Below are 15,844 nucleotides of genomic sequence, written 5' to 3' on the forward strand. Positions count from 1 at the left end.
CTAGGCGGTCACCCTCCGCACCACGCGGTCGACCACCAGCATCACCACCATCGTCAGCCCGGCCAGCGGGAACAGCAGGCCCAGCACGGCGAGCAGGGCCACCACGCCCCACGTGGTGCGCCCGCTCGCCGGGCGGCGGGGGGCGCCGACCGAGCCCTTCGGACGTCGCTTCCACCACATCCACACGCCGGTCACGATCAGCCCGATCAGGGCCAGGCACGCCGCGAGCATCACCAGCAGGTTCACGATGCCGTAGCGGCGGCCCTCGTGGATCGCGATGCCCAGCTCGACGGCCTTGGCCATCACGCCGTACTCCTGCCAGCCGTAGTCAGTGAGGATCTTGCCGCTGTACTGGTCGACGTGCAGGGTCTGGCCGGCCGACGGGTCGCGGTGGTGGTCGGTGACGACCGTGTAGACGCCGGTCGGCTCACTGGGCAGCAGCATCTTCAGGTCACACTGGCCGGGCGGGCAGTCGCGGATCGCCGGGCGGGCCGCCGCCAGCGCCGCCTCCAGGGCGATGGCGCCCGGCTGGAGCACCCCGCCGCCACCGCCGTGGTGCGGCTCCGACTCCGGTACGGGCAGGTTCTCGGCCGCCCACGGCACCTTCGCGTCGGGGTGGTGCGACAGGTCGCCGCTGAGCGTGGAGGTCGAGGTCACCTCGGGGTAGCCGGAGTCGAAGTACGCCTGGGCCTTGTTCACGTAGTCGCCCCAGAAGCCCGACCAGGGCAGGCCCGAGAGCACCAGGAACACGATCGCCACGCCCGCGCCGACGCCGGTCCACATGTGCAGGCGGCGCAGCGAACCGCGGGTCCGCTTCTTGGGGGCGACGCGTCTCCTGGTCGTCCACCACATGTAGGTGCCGGTCGCGATCAGGATCAGCGACCAGCACGCGGACGTCTCCACGATCCGGTCGCCGACGACCCCGGCCATCAGCTCGCCGTGGATCTTGCGGACCGCCGCCATGAACGTGCCGGCGTCGTCGACCACGCCGAGGACCGTGCCGTCGCCCGGGTTCACGTAGACGGAGATCCCGTCGGCGAACGGGCCCGGGTCGGCGCCCTGGAAGATGATCCGGGTCGACCGGTCGGGGCCCGAGGGCGGGATCACCGCCCTGATGCCGACGCCCGGCTTGACGGCCTGGGCCGCGGCGACCTGGTCGGCGAGCGGCACCGGGTCGGCGACGGCGGCCACCTCCCGCACGTCGCGCTGCGACCACGCCTCGAAGGGCTGCTTGAACAGGTAGACCGCGCCGGTCACGGCCATCACGAACAGGATCGGGGCGACGAACACCCCGGCGTAGAAGTGCCATCGCCACAGCAGGCGGTAGTTGTGGGTTGACGCTCTGGGGTCGCTTTCGGGCGTCGTCGGACGCACGTCGGTCGTGGTCATGTTTCTTCTCCGGGGTGAGAGGTCGACGGGGTTCAGCGGGCGGGCTGAACCGGTGGACCTCTCCGCCGGACGACCGAGGCGAGCAGACGCCCGTCGGGCCGGGCCTCGGCCGCGCCGCGGAACACCGCGACCCCGACGGCCGGGATCCTGGGCCGCACCAGCACGAGCAGCCGGGCCACCAGCAGGTGCAGCAGCTCCGCGAGGGCGCTTTCGCCCCGCGACAACCAGGCCGCCGAGAGCACCGCGACCACGCCGTGGGCGACCGCCATGCCGAGCGTGGCCGCCGCGCCTCCGGTGTGGTGGTCGGCCGGCGGGGTCACCGCTCCCAGGGCGAACAGGTGGTGCATGCCGTACTGGAACGGGAAGCAGAACGCGAGCAGGACCGGGCCGGAGAGACGGCGACGGGCCAGCGCGAACGCGACGCACCCGGTCGCGAAGGCGGCCGCGCCGACGAGCGGGAGACGGACGGGGGAGCCGCCGGCGAGCAGGTGCATGGCCAGCGAGGCGAGCGCGCAGACGACGGCGAACAGCGCCGCGCGTGCGACGCGTAAGCCGGGCCCGCTGATGTCCACGACCGCAATGCTCCCAGGAACGATCAGAGAGGCAAGGGCCCAAGCGAGACGCGGACGGCCGGAGGCCGGCTGTGGCTCGCGCTCTGAATCTGCCGAAAGGAAACGCTCATGACCGGAGATACGCGACAGACACCCCGGCCGTTCTATTACCGGCACATCCGCCGATTGGTGATCGTTGACCGAACACGAACGGTTGCGCTCCGTAGTTATACGAGGTCACACTCTTAGCGTGAATGCGTGATCTTCGCATCAAGGTCGCTAGTGCGGCCTTTTTCCGTCGCCACTTTGGCGCTTTTCATAGCAGGGACGGCCGGTTCGACCGTCGCCCTCGCAGAGCCGGGGGACAAGAGCCCCTCCGGCGTCCGGTCGCAGGTCAGCCGTGCGACCGTTTCGGCCAAGCCCGTCAAGCCGGGCAAGTCGGCCAAGGCCGTGAAAGCGGTGAAGAAGGCTAAACCGGTCAAACTCAACCGGTACCAGCAGAAGGTCGCCGACCGGCTCCGCAAGGAGACCCGCGTCCACCAGGTCCGCAAGAGCCTGCAGCCCGCCTCGCTGCTGCTCAATGAAACCTTCACCGGCGCGACCATCGCCGACTCCGGTTTCGTGCCGCTCGGCACGGTCTGCCTCACCGGCGCGACCGTCACCCCGCCCCCCGGCGTCTCCGCCACCGGGCCGTGCAACCAGGCGACGCAGCAGACCCCGCCGGTGCCCACACCCGGCGTGATCCCCGGTTACCTGCAGCTGACCGACAACGCCAACTACCGGGTCGGCGGCATCGTCTACAACCGGGCGCTGTCCAACAACAACGGCCTCGTCGTCGAGTTCGACCAGTTCCAGTACGGCGGCAACGGCGCCGACGGCATCGGCTTCTTCCTCGTCGACGGCGAGACCGAGCTGATGGACGACGGCGCCGACGGCGGATCGCTCGGATACGCCCAGCGCAACCTGACCCCCGGCGTCGACGGCGGTTACCTCGGCGTCGGCTTCGACGCCTACGGCAACTTCGCCAACGACGGCGAGAACCGCGGCAATGAGTGCCCGGCGGACCAGAGGTCGCCGATCGCGACCACGATCCAGGTCACCGACACCGTCACCGTGCGCGGTCCCGGCCAGGGCCTGATCGACTACTGCTGGATCGCCACCACGATGGCGCCCGACCCCAGCAAGCCGTCCGGCTTCGTCACCACCCTGCCCGGCAGCCTCCGCGACCCCGGCGCGAGCCCCGGCCCCGCGCTGCGCAGGGTCCGCATCACCCTCAGCTCCACCGAGCTGCTGCACGTCGACATCGACTTCAACGACGGCGCCGGCTACCAGCGGGTGCTGGAGAAGCAGCTCGCCGACGACGCCCCGAAGACGGTCAAGTTCGGCTTCAGCGCCTCCACCGGCGGCCTGATCGACACCCACCTGATCCGCAACCTGGTCGTCGGCTCGGTGACGCCGCTCCAGCTCCTGGACCTGGCGACGACCGTCCAGCAGCAGGACCAGCGGCCGCCGTCGGACCCGCACGTCGTGGGTGACGTCGTCCACTACGACTTCCTGGTGACCAACACCGGACCGAGCCCGCTCACCGGCGTCTCGGTGTCCGACCCGACCGCGACGAACATCGTCTGCCCGACCACCACGCTGGGCCCGGCGGGCACCGCGACGGCGTCGATGACCTGTACGGGTCAGCACACGATCACCACCGCGGACGCGACCGGTCACGACACCTTCACCACGACGGCGACCGCCAACGCGACCTCGATCGGCGGGCCGATCAGCTCGAACCCGTCGTCGGCCACGGTCCCGATCAGGCAGCTCACGCCGATGCTGGACATCGCCGAGACCGTCACGCCCGACCCGGCGAAGGTCGGCCAGAAGGTGACCTACACCATCACGGCCACCAACAACGGCGGCGTCGACCTGAACCCGGCCACGCTGAGCGACGACCTGTCGAAGGTGCTGGACAAGGCGACGTACAACAACGACCTGACCGCGACGGTCGGCACCGCCTCGATCAACGGCACCACGCTGAACTGGTCGGGCAACCTGCCGGTCCACGCGCAGACGAAGATCACCTTCTCGGTGACGACGCACCTCGACTCGGGCGGCCAGACGCTGACCGACGTCATCACCTCGACGACCGCCGGGGCCGACTGCGTCGTGACCCCGACGGATTTCTCGATCCAGCGCCGCGCCCACCGGGCCGCCCCGCTGCCCTGCGGGCAGTCGGTGCCGATCACGCCCGACCCGCAGTCGCTGACGCTGACCACCACGGTCACCAACCCGCGCCCGCCGACCAACCCGTTCAAGGCGGGTGACACCGTGGACTTCAGCTTCACCGTCACCCACGGCGGCATCGGCACGGTCACCGGCGTCAAGATCAACGACCCGGACGTCACCAACGTCGTCTGCCCGAGCACCACGCTCGGCCCTGAGGGCACCCCGTCGGCGACGATGACCTGCACCGGTTCGCACGTCATCCAGCCGAACGAGACGCTGACCGGCACCTTCACCACGAAGGCGACGGCCACCGGCACCTACAACGGCGCCACGGAGACCTCGAACCAGACGACGACCTCGGTTCCGGTCGCCGTCGAGACGCCGCACATGACGATCGCCGAGACCGTCTCGGCCAAGACGATCGACGTCGGCGGCACGGTCACCTACACGATCACGGTGACCAACACCGGCAAGCTGGCCATCGCGCCGGCGAGCATCGCCGACAACCTGGCGAACGTGTTCGACAACGCCACGTACAACAACGACCTCACCGCCACGCACGGCACGGCCGCGATCAACGGCAACACGCTGAACTGGTCGACGTCGAACCTGGCGCCGGGCGAGTCGGAGCAGATCAAGTTCTCGGTGACGGCCGACCAGAGCGCGGGCGGCACCAACCTGACCGACTCGATCACCTCGCCGGTCTCCGGCGCGACCTGCGCCACCGGCCCGAGCACCACGCTTCCGTGCACCAGCACGGTCGCGGTCGCCGCCGCGCCGCAGAAGCTGATCCTGACGGCCGCGGTCTCGAACCCGCGTCTGCCGGACAACCCGTTCAAGGTCGGCGACACGGTCAACTACACCTTCACGGTGACCCACCAGGGCATCGGGTCGGTGACCGGCGTCGCGATCTTCGACCAGAACGTCAGCCCGATCACCTGCCCGCGCACCACGCTCGGCCCGCAGGGCACCGCGACGGCCACGATGACCTGCACCGCCTCGCACGTCATCACCGCCGAGGACGCCAGGGACGGCACCTTCACCACCCTCGCCCAGGCGCAGGGCGTCGACGGCGGCTCGCCGATCGCGTCGAACCAGACCGAGACCTCGGTCCCGACCGTCGTCGTCCGGCCGATCATGAACATCGCCGAGTCGGTCAGCACGACGTCGACGCACCCGGGCGCCGTGGTGACGTACACGATCCACGTGACCAACGCGGGTCTGCTCGACATCCCGGGCGCGCAGCTCGTCGACAACCTGTCGAACGTCTTCAACCACGCCAACTACAACAACGACCTCGCGGTCTCCTCCGGCGTGGCCGGCATCTCCAACGGCAACCTGACCTGGGTCGACTCGCTCGTCCCCGGTGAGACCGAGACCATCACCTTCTCGGTGACGGTCCGCCAGGACGCCGGCGGCGACACCATGCAGGACCACGTCAGCTCGGCCACGCCGGGCGCGACCTGCACCACACCGTGCGGCCCGGTCGTCACGATCAACGCCGACCCGCAGGAGCTGCAGCTCACCACCACGGTGCTGAACCCGCGGACGCCCGACAACCCGTTCCAGGTCGGCGACACCGTCCAGTACCAGTTCACGCTGACCCACCAGGGCCTCGGCAACGTCACCGGGATCGTCATCGACGACCCCGACCTGTCGGACATCGTCTGCCCGAGCACCACGCTCGGCCCGCAGGGCACCCCGTCGGCGACGATGGTGTGCACCGCCTCGCACGTCATCACCGGCGAGGAGTCGAAGACCGGCACGTTCACCACCAACGTCCGGGCCTCCGGCACCGACGAGGAAGGCCCGCTGCTCTCGAACGAGACGCAGGCCACCGTCCCGGTCAGGATCCTGCTGCCCAAGGTGTCGGTCGCGCAGACCGCCACCCCGAACCCGGTCCGCGCCGGCCAGATCGTCACCATCACGGAGACCATCACCAACCTCTCCGGGTACGCGCTCTCGCCGCTGCAGATCCACACCGCCCTGGCCGACGTGCTGAACAACGGCACGCTCGTCCCGGGTTCGGTCACCGCCTCGACCGGCACCGCCTCGATCACCGGCGCCACCCTCAACTGGGAGGGCTCGCTCGCGAACAACGCGAACGTCGTCATCACCTTCCGGATCAGGGCGAACAGCAACGCCGGCGGCCGCAACCTGGTCGACGAGATCACCACCACCGTCGCCGACACGATCTGCCTGCCCGGCTCGAGCGCCGCGCCGTGCACCGTGACCGTCGGCGTCAGCCGCGCCTTCCCGCCGCGCCCGCCGCACCACCACTGCAAGTGGGGCTGGGACTGGAAGAAGAAGCACTGCCACTGGCCCCGGCCGCACAAGCCGGTGAAGCCGCTGCCGATCGAGCCGGTCGGCCACGAGGGCGAAGAGGAGCTCGACGAGGACGACGACGACCTCGACGAGGGCCGCAAGCACCACAAGGGCCGCCACCACCACAAGTGGCACGGCAAGCACCATCACCACAAGTGGCACCACAGGCACCACCACAAGTGGCACCACGGCCATCACCACCACGGCAAGTGGCACCACCGCCACCACCACCGCGGCTGGGCCCAATGGGGCTGGAAGAACCACCACAAGCCCCACAAGTTCGTGAAGTACGCCAAGAAGGTCAAGGTCAAGGCCGCCAAGAAGAGCTGGGCCTGCCGCACCATGACCGCCGAGGCGACGTGCGCCCCGATGGGCGACAGCACCAGCCAGTACGTCCCGGGCATGGGCACCCTCGCGGTCGCCCGCCTCGCCCTCTGACCGAATAGCGAAGGTCGCCCGCGTCCTCGGCCGAGGACGCGGGCGATCCGCCGTCAGTCCGTGAAGGCCGCCGTGTTCTCGGCGACCCATTCGGCGAACGTGCGGGCCGGGTGGCCCGTGACCTCCTGCACCGTCGGCAGGACCGTGCGGCCCTGGATCGGGGGGTCGGTGCGGACCTGGAGCATGAAGGCGACGTCCTCCGCGCCGAAGCCCCACGACGTCCACAGCGCCACCATCTGGTCGGTCGTCAGCTCCTCGAAGCGGATCTCGCGGTCGAGGACCTTCGACAGGACCGCCACCTTCTCGGGGGCGGTCAGCGCCTCCGGGCCGGTGAGCCAGTACTCCCTGCCCTGGTGGCCGTCCTCCGTCAGGGCGCGGGCGGCGACGTCGGCGATGTCCGACTCGTGGATCATCGAGCTCGGCATGGTGGCGAAGCCGTCGCGGACGACGCCTTCCGCCTTGATCGAGTCGGCCCATTCCAGCACGTTCGACATGAATTCGACCGGGGCCAGGCAGGTCGGGCGCAGGCCCGCGGCGCGGAGGGCCTCCTCCAGCGGGTCGGTGGTGAGGGAGCCCTGGAGCAGGGTCACCCGGGTCAGGCCGCGGGCCGCCTCGGCGATGGCGGCCGGGTCGCCGGCGAAGGTGATGAGGTGGGCCGCCGTCACGCCGTCGAACAGGCCCGACGGGTCCGCCAGATCGCCCTTCACGACCTCTATCCCTTCGGGGAGGGCGGCCCTCCCGGGGTCGCGGGTGAGGGCCACGACCTCGTGGCCCTCCGCGAGGAGCCGGTTCACCAGGGGGCGGCCGACGTTGCCGGTGGCGCCCGTCACCAGGATGCGTGTCATGCCGCCGACCCTAGGAACCCTTGCGGTCAGTTCGTGACCTCAGATCGACTCGGCCCGGCCCTTGCGCCAGTAGCCCATGAACGCCACCGCCTTGCGGTCGAGCCCGCGTTCGCCGACCAGGTGCCGCCGCAGCGTCTTGACCACCGCGGCCTCCCCGGCCAGCCACACCGAGCAGGCCGCCGGGGGCGTCTCGGGGATCTCCCACAGGATGTCCTCGTCGACGTCCACGTCCTCGACCTGCGCGGGGGCGGCCGGCGGGATGAGCCGCGCCGCCGCGGCCCTGACCTCGTCGACCAGCAGCGCGCCGTGCGCCAGGCCGTTCCTGGGGAGCCAGGTGACCCGCATTCCGGGGGGCGCGGTCTCCTTCTGTACGTCCGCCGTCTCCGGCACCTCCAGCAGCGCCTCGCCGGTGGCGTTCGGGGGGAGCTGCTCCAGGATGCGGGTGATGGCCGGGACCGCCGTCTCGTCGCCCGCCAGCAGCAGGTTGCCGCCCTCGGCGGGCAGCTTGAACTCCAGCCCGCCGTAAGGGCCGCCGTGCCGGGAGTCGGGCCCCCACAGGGCGCAGCGGTCGTCCTCCTGGACGTCGGCGGCCCACCGCGCGGCCGGGCCGAGGTGGCCGTCGTCGGCGTGCAGCACGACGTCGACGTCGACCTCCGCGACCGAGGGGCGCACGGCGCGGACGGTGTAGGTCCTGATCGGGTTCTTCTGGTCGTTGGGCAGCGCGCAGTAGCGGGCGTACCAGTCGGGGCCGTCGGGGAACAGCAGCGTGCCGTATCCGGGGATCGGGACGACCAGCTTGATGCGCTGGTCGTAGCCGGGGTCGGCGAAGTGTTCCAGGTCGTCGCCGGTGAAGGTGACGCGCAGGAACGCCGGGCTCAGCCGCTCGACACGGCGCACCCGCACCTGGAAGACGTGCCACGGGTCGTGCATGTCAGGACTCCTGTCCCGCTCGTGACCGCCACAGCAGCCAGACGAAATACGGTGTGCCGAGCATGGCGGTGACCAGTCCGGCGGGGATCTGGGCGGGGGCGATGACCGTCCGGCCCAGGGTGTCGGCGAGGCTGACCAGCAGCGCGCCCAGCAGGGCGGCGACCGGCAGCACCCGGGTGTGCCTGCCGCCCACGAGCGCGCGGGCGGCGTGCGGGGCGACGAGCCCGACGAAGCCGACCACGCCGATCGCCGAGACGGCGGTCGCGGTCAGCAGCACCGCGCCCGCCAGGGCGGTGAGGCGGGCCGGTTCGACCGGCACCCCCAGGATGCGCGGGGTGTGCTCGTCGAGCGAGAGCAGGTCGAGCTCCCGGCGCTGCGCGACCACGAGCGGCACCACGATCGCCAGCGCGACCGCCACCGGCAGCAGCTGGAGCGGGACCCGGCCGTACGTCGACCCGGAGAGCCAGGTCAGCGCCATGGCGGTGTTCCACGGGTCGGTCTCCACGATGATCAGCACGGTCAGCGCCGTGCCGGCCGAGGCGACCGCGAAGCCCATCAGCACCAGCCGGTCGGAGCTCAGCCCGCCCTTCCACGCCAGGCCGTAGACCAGCGCGAACGACACCAGCGCGCCCAGCCCGGCGGCCCCGGTGACGGCCCAGAGCCCGGCCGCCGGGGCGAACGAGATGACCGAGATCGCGCCGACCCCCGCGCCCGAGGTGATGCCGAGCACGCTCGGCTCGGCCAGCGGGTTGCGGCAGACGGCCTGGATGATCGTGCCGGCCACCGCGAGCGCGGCCCCGGCGAGCACCGCCGCCAGCACCCGGGGATACCGCTGGTCGAGCACGAACGTGATGCCCATGCTGGTGCGGCCCTGGAACCACAACGCCACGTCGCCGGTCCGCAGGAAGGTGTCGCCGAGGAGCATGCCCAGCACGACGGCCCCGGCGAGCAGGACCGTGCCGCCGACCACGAAGGTGGTGAAGACGGCGCGGGACCGATGGGCGGCGGCCCGGATGCCGGGCGGGCGGCGGGCCGGCCCGCCGTCGCGGTGCCGCCGGGCCAGGTAGACCATGACCGCCGCGCCGACCAGCGCCGTCACGACGCCGGGCGGCACGTCGACCCCCGACTGGCCGCCGAACAGTGCCCGCAGCGACACGTCGGCGGCCAGCACCACCAGCACTCCGGCCAGGCCGGAGAGCGGGACCAGGGCCCGGTGGGCCAGCAGGCCGGGCAACCACCGCCCGGCCAGCCGGACGACCACCGGCGCGCACAACCCGACGAACCCGACCGGACCGGCGATCACCACGGCCGCCGTGGCCAGCAGCACGGCGAGCAGGGTGACCCCGAACCGCAGCCGGCGCACGTTGACGCCGAGCACGGTCGCGCCCTCGTCGCCGAGGCCGAGCACGTCGAGCCGGGGCCCGAGCACGATCCCGGCGGCCAGCGCGACGAGGATGACCGGCCCGACCTGCGTCACGACCGACAGGTCCTTCTGCGTCAGCGCGCCGGAACCCCAGGCGTACAGGCCGGTCGTCTCCTGCTGGAACAGGATCATCATCAGGTTCGTCAGGGCCGTGAAGGCCAGCGCCGCCGCCGACCCGGCCAGGATCAGCCGGGTGGTGCCGCTGCGCCCGCCCGCCGACACGGCCATGACGAGCCCGGCCGCCGCGAGGCCGCCGAGGAAGGCCAGCCCGCCCGACGGCAGGGTCGGCAGGTTGACGCCCAGCGCCGCGGCGGCCACCACGGCGAGGTAGGCGCCGGAGGAGACCGCCAGGGTGTCGGGCGAGGCCAGCGGGTTGCGCGAGATCGACTGCAGCAGCGCCCCGGACGCGCCGAGCGCCAGCCCGACCGCGACCGCGGCCAGCAGGCGCGGCAACCGGGAGGCCAGCAGCACCCGCATGGCCTCGTCGCCGGTGTCGAGCAGGTCGAACAGGCCGACCGACGAGGTGCCCTGGGTGAGGTGCACCGCCGCGACCACGACGATCGCGGCGACGGCGATCAGCACGACCCCCGCGACGCCCAGACGCCGGGGCCCGCGCGTGGGGGCCGCGACTTCCGGTGTCGCCGTCCGTTGATCGGGGCTCAAGCCGTGTAGGCCTTCACGAGCGCGTCGGCGTACTGGCTCACGGAGAGCGGGCCGCCGAACGTCCAGATGCCGTTGGGGAGCTTGGTGACCTGGCCGCTCTTCACGAAGGGCAGGGAGGTCCAGATCGCGTTGTTCTTGAGGTCGTCGGCGAAGACGTCGAGGCCGTCGCTGGCGTTGTAGAAGAAGCGGATCTTCTCGTCCTTGAGCGGGCTCAGGCCCTCGACGTCGGTGGTGCCCAGGCCCCAGTCGGGGTCGACCTCGCCGGTCCAGGCGTTGCGCAGGCCGATGGCCTCGGCGGTCTCGGCGACCAGCGCGCCCTTGCCGAACATGCGGATCGACACGCTGCCGCCCTCCGACCAGCCGTCGGCCATCGCGAACGCGCTGCCGGCGTGCCCGGCGGCCTCGATGGCCGACTTCGCGGTCGCGAACTTGGCGTCCATGTCGGCGAGCAGCTTGTCGGCCTCGGCCTGCTTGCCGACGGCGGTCGCGATCATCTTCAGGTCGGCGCGCATGCGGCCGAGGTTGTCGGTGGCCGAGGAGCCCTTGGGCACCAGCACCGGGACGAACTTCTCCAGCTGCGCGACCAGCGGGCTGTTGGCCGCGGCCTCCATCACGATCAGGTCGGGCTGCAGGGCCACGATCGAGTCGACGCTCGGCTCGCCCCGGGTGCCGACGTCCTTGACCGACGGGTCGAGCGGCGCGGCGGTGACCCAGGTGGCGTATCCCTTGACGTCGGCCGCGCCGACCGGCATCACGCCGAGGCCGACGAGCATCTCGATCTCGCCCCACTCCAGGCCGACCACCCGGGTGGCGGGCTTGGCCAGCTTGACCTCGCGGCCGAGGCCGTCGGTGACGGTGATCGCCTGGGCCTGGGCCTGAGTCTCGGCGGCGGCGGGGGCGGGGGCTGCGGCGGGCTCGGTCGTCCCGCACGCGCCCAATCCCAGGACGGCGGCGATGAGGAGCGCGGTGCGCAGGGGCTTCATTGAACGTCTTCCTTAACTGGTGCTTCTCGAATGACGGCCGACCGGACGGGTCCGGATCGTCGCGCCGTCGTGGGTCACTTCGACCCGGATGCCGTAGGCCTCGGTCAGCAGGGCCTCGGTGAGGACCTCGGCGGGGGAGCCGACGGCCTTGATGCGGCCGCCGTGCAGCAGCACGACCTCGTCGGCGAGGGCGGCGGCCTGGTCGAGGTCGTGCAGCACGACCCCGATGGCGACGTCGTGGTGGTCGGCCAGGTCACGGACCAGGTCGAGCAGTTCGACCTGGTAACGCAGGTCGAGGAAGGTGGTGGGCTCGTCCAGCAGCAGCACGCCGGTCTCCTGCGCCAGGCAGGTGGCCAGCCAGACCCGCTGGAGTTCGCCGCCGGACAGCTCGTCGGCGGGGCGGTCGGCCATCGCGGTCGTCCCGGTCAGGTCCATGGCCCGCGCCACCGCCGCCGCGCCCTCGGCGTCGCCGGCCCGCCAGCGGCCCCGGTGGGGATGGCGGCCGTACGCCACCACGTCCCGCACCAGCACGCCCGAAGGCGTCGGCCGTGACTGGGAGAGCAGGGTGACCTTCCTGGCGAACTCGCGGGGGGCGAGGTCGAAGGCCGAGGTGTCGTCGCCGAGCCGTACAGAACCGGAAACGGGCTCGTGGAGCCGGGCCAGCGCGCGCAGCAGGGTCGACTTGCCGCTGCCGTTGGGGCCGACGAGCGCGGTCACCCGGCCGGGGCGCAGCTCGATCCCGGCGTCGTGGACGACGGGGGCGCCTTGGTAAGCGAGGGACAGGCCGGAGCCGCGCAACGCGAGAGTTTCGGTCACGTGGACTTAGGTTAGGCTAACCTTCGCCAACCTTCAATATCGGGTAAAAAGGACACCCCCGTTAGAACCCCACCCCTGGTGGCAGACTCCGGCCATGGAGCGCCACGAGTCCGACGGATTCCTGATCATCCCGTTCGCCTCCGCCGAGGCGTTCGAAGACTGGCTGGAGAAGAACCACGCCCACGAGCCCGGCCTGTGGCTGAAGTTCGCGAAGAAGGGGCGCGGGATTGCGACGATCACCTTCGAGGAGGCCCTGGAGAGCTCGTCGTGCTACGGCTGGGTCGACTCGAAGATGTACCGCTACGACGACGACTACTACATCCTCCGCTACCAGCCGAGGAAGAAGACCTCCAAGTGGTCGCCGCGCAACAGCGACCTGGCCCAGCGGCTCATCGACGAGGGCCGGATGCGCCCCGCCGGGCAGGCCCAGGTCGACCAGGCCAAGGCCGACGGCCGCTGGTCGGGCACCAAGGTCTGATCGTCAGCGGATCGCGGTGAGCACGCAGTCGCCGCAGATGCCGCCCACCCGGTAGTGCAGGCAGCACGACCGGCGGATCCCCCGCCGGTCGAGCGTGCCGGTCAGCGGGCCCTCGTCCAGGTATTCGCGCTGGAGCGCCTCGGCCCGCGCCGCGTGCCCGGGGCGGGCCCGGGAGAACGCGCCCACCGCGCCCGTCAGCGCCGCGGCCGCGTTGCCGTAGAGGACCTTGGGCGACACCCACGGCAGCGCCGCCACCAGCGGTTCGAGGGCGAACCTCGGCCCCTCGCGCAGCTCGGGCACCCGCACCCCGTCGTCGTCCCAGCGGGCGTCGGCCAGGTCGATCGAGATGCCGTGGGCGGCCCGCAGGGCGACGTACGGAGACCACAATCGCGCCAGCGCCCCCTGGAACAGGATGGACGCCGCCGCCCTGCGGTCGAGGGTGAGCAGCCGTTTGGCCGTGGCGTCGATGACCGCGCCGTCGGCCAGCCGCTCGGCGAGCGGGACCCCGCCGCCGACGCCGAGCGCGAAGAACGCGTTCACCCCGGCCACGTCGGCGACGGCGGCCTCGATGGTCGTCATTCCGCCGATTATCGATCAGATGTAGGCGACCGTGCAGGGAACTCCGTTGAGCGTGATGCCGGTCGGGTTCGTGTAGGTGCCGGTGAACGTCGCCACGAAGCCGATGGCCGCCGAGGTGGTGCCCGGGGCGATCGACGTGGCCCAGATCGGGTTGGCCGCCTGGAGGCTCGGGGGAGTCTGGGTCCACGTGGCCGACCAGCCGGAGCTCATCGTCTCGTTCCCGGCGAAGACGATCTGCAGCAGCCAGGGGGAGAAGGTGGACGTGCCGGTGTTCTCGATGGTGATGGACGAGACGAAGCCGCCGGTCCAGACGGTGGCGTCGTAGGTGACGTCGCAGGAGTACGACATCGCGTGGGCGGGAGCGGAGGTGCCGAGCACGAGTGCGGCGGCGACGGCGAGGGCGGTCAGGATCCTCATGGCCGGATGGTCTGTTGCGGACCGTTCCCGGTCAACGAAACCGCACGTCACCGCAGCTCAGCGCGATGAATCTTTCACGTGCCAGGGCCGGTCGGCCTGGGTCGGCGTGGCCGTGCCGACCACCCGCACGGCGTAGACGTGCTCGCCGACCACGCCGAGGTAGTCGTGGCCGGTCAGGTGGCACCAGGCCGGGAGGTCGATGGGCGCGGCCGGGTCGGTCGCGCGAAGGTGGACGACCGCCCCGGGGTCGAGCGTCTCGACGAGCCGGCGCAGCTCGATCAGGAGCAGCACGCAACGACGGTCGCCGCCGTCGAGCACCACCGGTTCGTTGGCCATGGGACAAGTCTCCCCCAACCAGGTCAAGCGAGGGGGCGGGGGGATCGGGCCGCAGGTCGTCCATGAACGGGACTTTCGGTAGCAAAACGGGGCAAATGCCGTATTGCTAGCGTGGCCCGGGTCCAGTCGATGTCAGGGGGAACGATATGGGCAAGGTCACCGTCGGCCGGGAGAACAGCGACACGATCGACATCCACTTCGAAGACCACGGCTCGGGGCGGCCGGTCGTGCTGATCCACGGTTATCCGCTCAACGGCGCGTCCTGGGAGAAGCAGCTGCGGGTGCTGCTCGACGCCGGTTTCCGGGTCATCACCTACGACCGGCGCGGCTGGGGCAAGTCGAGCCAGCCCACCCAGGGCCACGACTACGACACCTTCGCCCACGACCTCAAGATCCTCCTCGACCACCTCGACCTGCCCGAGGTCGACCTCGTCGGCTTCTCGATGGGCACCGGAGAGGTCACCCGCTACCTGGCCAAATACGGCAACGCCCGGGTCCGCCGCGCGGTCCTGCTGGGCGCGATCCCGCCGTTCCTGCTCAAGACGGCCGACAACCCCGAAGGCGTCGACAGGTCGGTCTTCGACGGCATCAAAGAGGCCGTCGCGCACGACCGCCCCGCCTACTTCCGCAAGTTCCTGGACGACTTCTTCAACGTCGACATGTACGAAGGCACCCGGATCAGCCGGGAGGCCTACCAGAACTGCTTCATCACGGCCTGCCTGGGGAGTCCCTACTCCGCCTACAAGTGCGTCGACACCTGGCTGGAGGACTTCCGCGACGACCTGCCGAAGATCGACGTGCCGGTCCTGCTGGTCCACGGCGACCAGGACCGCATCCTGCCCTACGCCAGCACCGCCGCCCGCCTGCCCGGCCTGATCAAGGACCTGACCTTCGTCACCATCGAGGGCGGCCCCCACAACATCGGCTGGACGCACGCCGAAGAGGTCAACAAGGAGCTCCTCGACTTCCTGGAGCGCTAGCTGCTGGTTTTGGTACGCCTCGGGACGGCTCCGGCGCCGCCCCGAGGCGGGTCTATGCGGGGACTACGCGGCGGCGTGGGGCACCGGCTGGGCGGAGGCCGCCTGAGGGTCGACGACGATGCCCGGCACGCCGATGTCCCTGAGGAGAGCACGCAGAGCCGGTTCGCAGAGCCTGATCCAGGGCTGGTCGCCGCCCAGCACGAGGGCGAGCCGGACCGGAGAGGTGAAGGCCACCGCCGTGCGGGCTCCCTCGGGGGTGCGGAACACCCGGAGAGCGTCGGCGCAGCCGGTCTTCCGGACCGGCACGAATAGCGGCACGTCCATCGTCGTATTCCCTTCCACGTTCACGGAGACGACGTTAGGACGCGGAGAAAGGCCGTGGGGCTTTCCCTACGGCGATCCGACGGGCGCACCGCCGATGCTGACGCTTTTTTGACGCGTAGTCATCGCGTCAACGGGGCGTAGGAATGG

At 71.1% G+C, this 15,844-nt stretch carries 14 protein-coding genes; 3 read left to right on the forward strand and 11 right to left on the reverse strand.

The features are described 5' to 3' along the window. Complete coding sequence (locus AW274_RS31305) at positions 1-1,389, reverse strand: PepSY-associated TM helix domain-containing protein (protein ID WP_062439831.1); 1,389 nt, start codon at positions 1,387-1,389, stop codon at positions 1-3. Positions 1,390-1,421: 32 nt separating this feature from the next. Next, complete coding sequence (locus tag AW274_RS31310) at positions 1,422-1,961, reverse strand: hypothetical protein (protein ID WP_062439834.1); 540 nt, start codon at positions 1,959-1,961, stop codon at positions 1,422-1,424. Between the two features lie 285 nt (positions 1,962-2,246). Here AW274_RS31310 and AW274_RS31315 point away from each other — a divergent pair, with 285 nt between their 5' ends. Next, on the forward strand, positions 2,247-6,923 hold the full coding sequence (locus AW274_RS31315) for a CLIPPER-2 domain-containing protein (RefSeq protein WP_157520821.1): 4,677 nt from the start codon (positions 2,247-2,249) through the stop codon (positions 6,921-6,923). 53 nt (positions 6,924-6,976) lie between these two features. Here the strand turns inward: AW274_RS31315 and AW274_RS31320 are convergent, their stop codons facing one another. Genes AW274_RS31320 through AW274_RS31340 form a run of 5 tightly spaced genes read right to left on the reverse strand, consistent with a single transcriptional unit; the run spans position 6,977 to position 12,583 of the window. Beyond that, the gene (locus AW274_RS31320) at positions 6,977-7,768 is read right to left on the reverse strand and encodes an SDR family oxidoreductase (protein ID WP_062439839.1); all 792 of its coding nucleotides are present in this window, start codon (positions 7,766-7,768) and stop codon (positions 6,977-6,979) included. Positions 7,769-7,807: 39 nt separating this feature from the next. Continuing rightward, positions 7,808-8,698: a siderophore-interacting protein gene (locus AW274_RS31325; RefSeq protein WP_062439843.1), complete on the reverse strand. Its 891-nt coding sequence runs from the start codon at positions 8,696-8,698 to the stop codon at positions 7,808-7,810. A 1-nt stretch (position 8,699) separates the two neighbouring features. Continuing rightward, a complete protein-coding gene (locus tag AW274_RS31330; protein WP_062439845.1) occupies positions 8,700-10,784 on the reverse strand; it encodes an iron ABC transporter permease in 2,085 nt (694 codons plus the stop codon). Continuing rightward, positions 10,781-11,767, reverse strand: a complete 987-nt coding sequence (locus AW274_RS31335; RefSeq protein WP_062439849.1) for an ABC transporter substrate-binding protein — start codon at positions 11,765-11,767, stop codon at positions 10,781-10,783. The genes AW274_RS31330 and AW274_RS31335 overlap by 4 nt, the downstream gene beginning before the upstream one ends. 12 nt (positions 11,768-11,779) lie before the next feature. Continuing rightward, a complete protein-coding gene (locus tag AW274_RS31340) occupies positions 11,780-12,583 on the reverse strand; it encodes an ABC transporter ATP-binding protein (protein ID WP_157520822.1) in 804 nt (267 codons plus the stop codon). Positions 12,584-12,677: 94 nt separating this feature from the next. On the opposite strand from AW274_RS31340, the gene AW274_RS31345 reads away from it, so the two are divergent. Continuing rightward, positions 12,678-13,061, forward strand: coding sequence for a YdeI/OmpD-associated family protein (locus tag AW274_RS31345; protein ID WP_062439851.1), 384 nt, complete (start codon positions 12,678-12,680; stop codon positions 13,059-13,061). 3 nt (positions 13,062-13,064) lie between these two features. Here the strand turns inward: AW274_RS31345 and AW274_RS31350 are convergent, their stop codons facing one another. Genes AW274_RS31350 through AW274_RS31360 form a run of 3 tightly spaced genes read right to left on the reverse strand, consistent with a single transcriptional unit; the run spans position 13,065 to position 14,393 of the window. Next, on the reverse strand, positions 13,065-13,640 hold the full coding sequence (locus AW274_RS31350; RefSeq protein ID WP_062439855.1) for a (2Fe-2S)-binding protein: 576 nt from the start codon (positions 13,638-13,640) through the stop codon (positions 13,065-13,067). Positions 13,641-13,655: 15 nt separating this feature from the next. Beyond that, positions 13,656-14,057, reverse strand: coding sequence for a cellulose binding domain-containing protein (locus AW274_RS31355; protein WP_062439858.1), 402 nt, complete (start codon positions 14,055-14,057; stop codon positions 13,656-13,658). A 57-nt stretch (positions 14,058-14,114) separates the two neighbouring features. Continuing rightward, a complete protein-coding gene (locus AW274_RS31360) occupies positions 14,115-14,393 on the reverse strand; it encodes a sulfurtransferase TusA family protein (RefSeq protein WP_062439861.1) in 279 nt (92 codons plus the stop codon). Between the two features lie 146 nt (positions 14,394-14,539). Between AW274_RS31360 and AW274_RS31365 the strand changes: the two genes are divergently transcribed. Next, positions 14,540-15,373 carry an alpha/beta fold hydrolase gene (locus tag AW274_RS31365; RefSeq protein WP_062439863.1) on the forward strand — a complete coding sequence of 278 codons (834 nt, stop codon included), beginning with the start codon at positions 14,540-14,542 and terminating at the stop codon, positions 15,371-15,373. 63 nt (positions 15,374-15,436) lie between these two features. Here the strand turns inward: AW274_RS31365 and AW274_RS31370 are convergent, their stop codons facing one another. Further along, positions 15,437-15,721 (reverse strand): SAV_915 family protein, encoded by a 285-nt coding sequence (locus AW274_RS31370; RefSeq protein WP_157520823.1) that lies wholly within the window; start codon positions 15,719-15,721, stop codon positions 15,437-15,439. Between the last annotated feature and the right edge of the window lie 123 nt (positions 15,722-15,844).

The organism is Herbidospora daliensis (assembly GCF_001570585.1).
Taxonomy (GTDB): Bacteria; Actinomycetota; Actinomycetes; order Streptosporangiales; family Streptosporangiaceae; genus Herbidospora; species Herbidospora daliensis.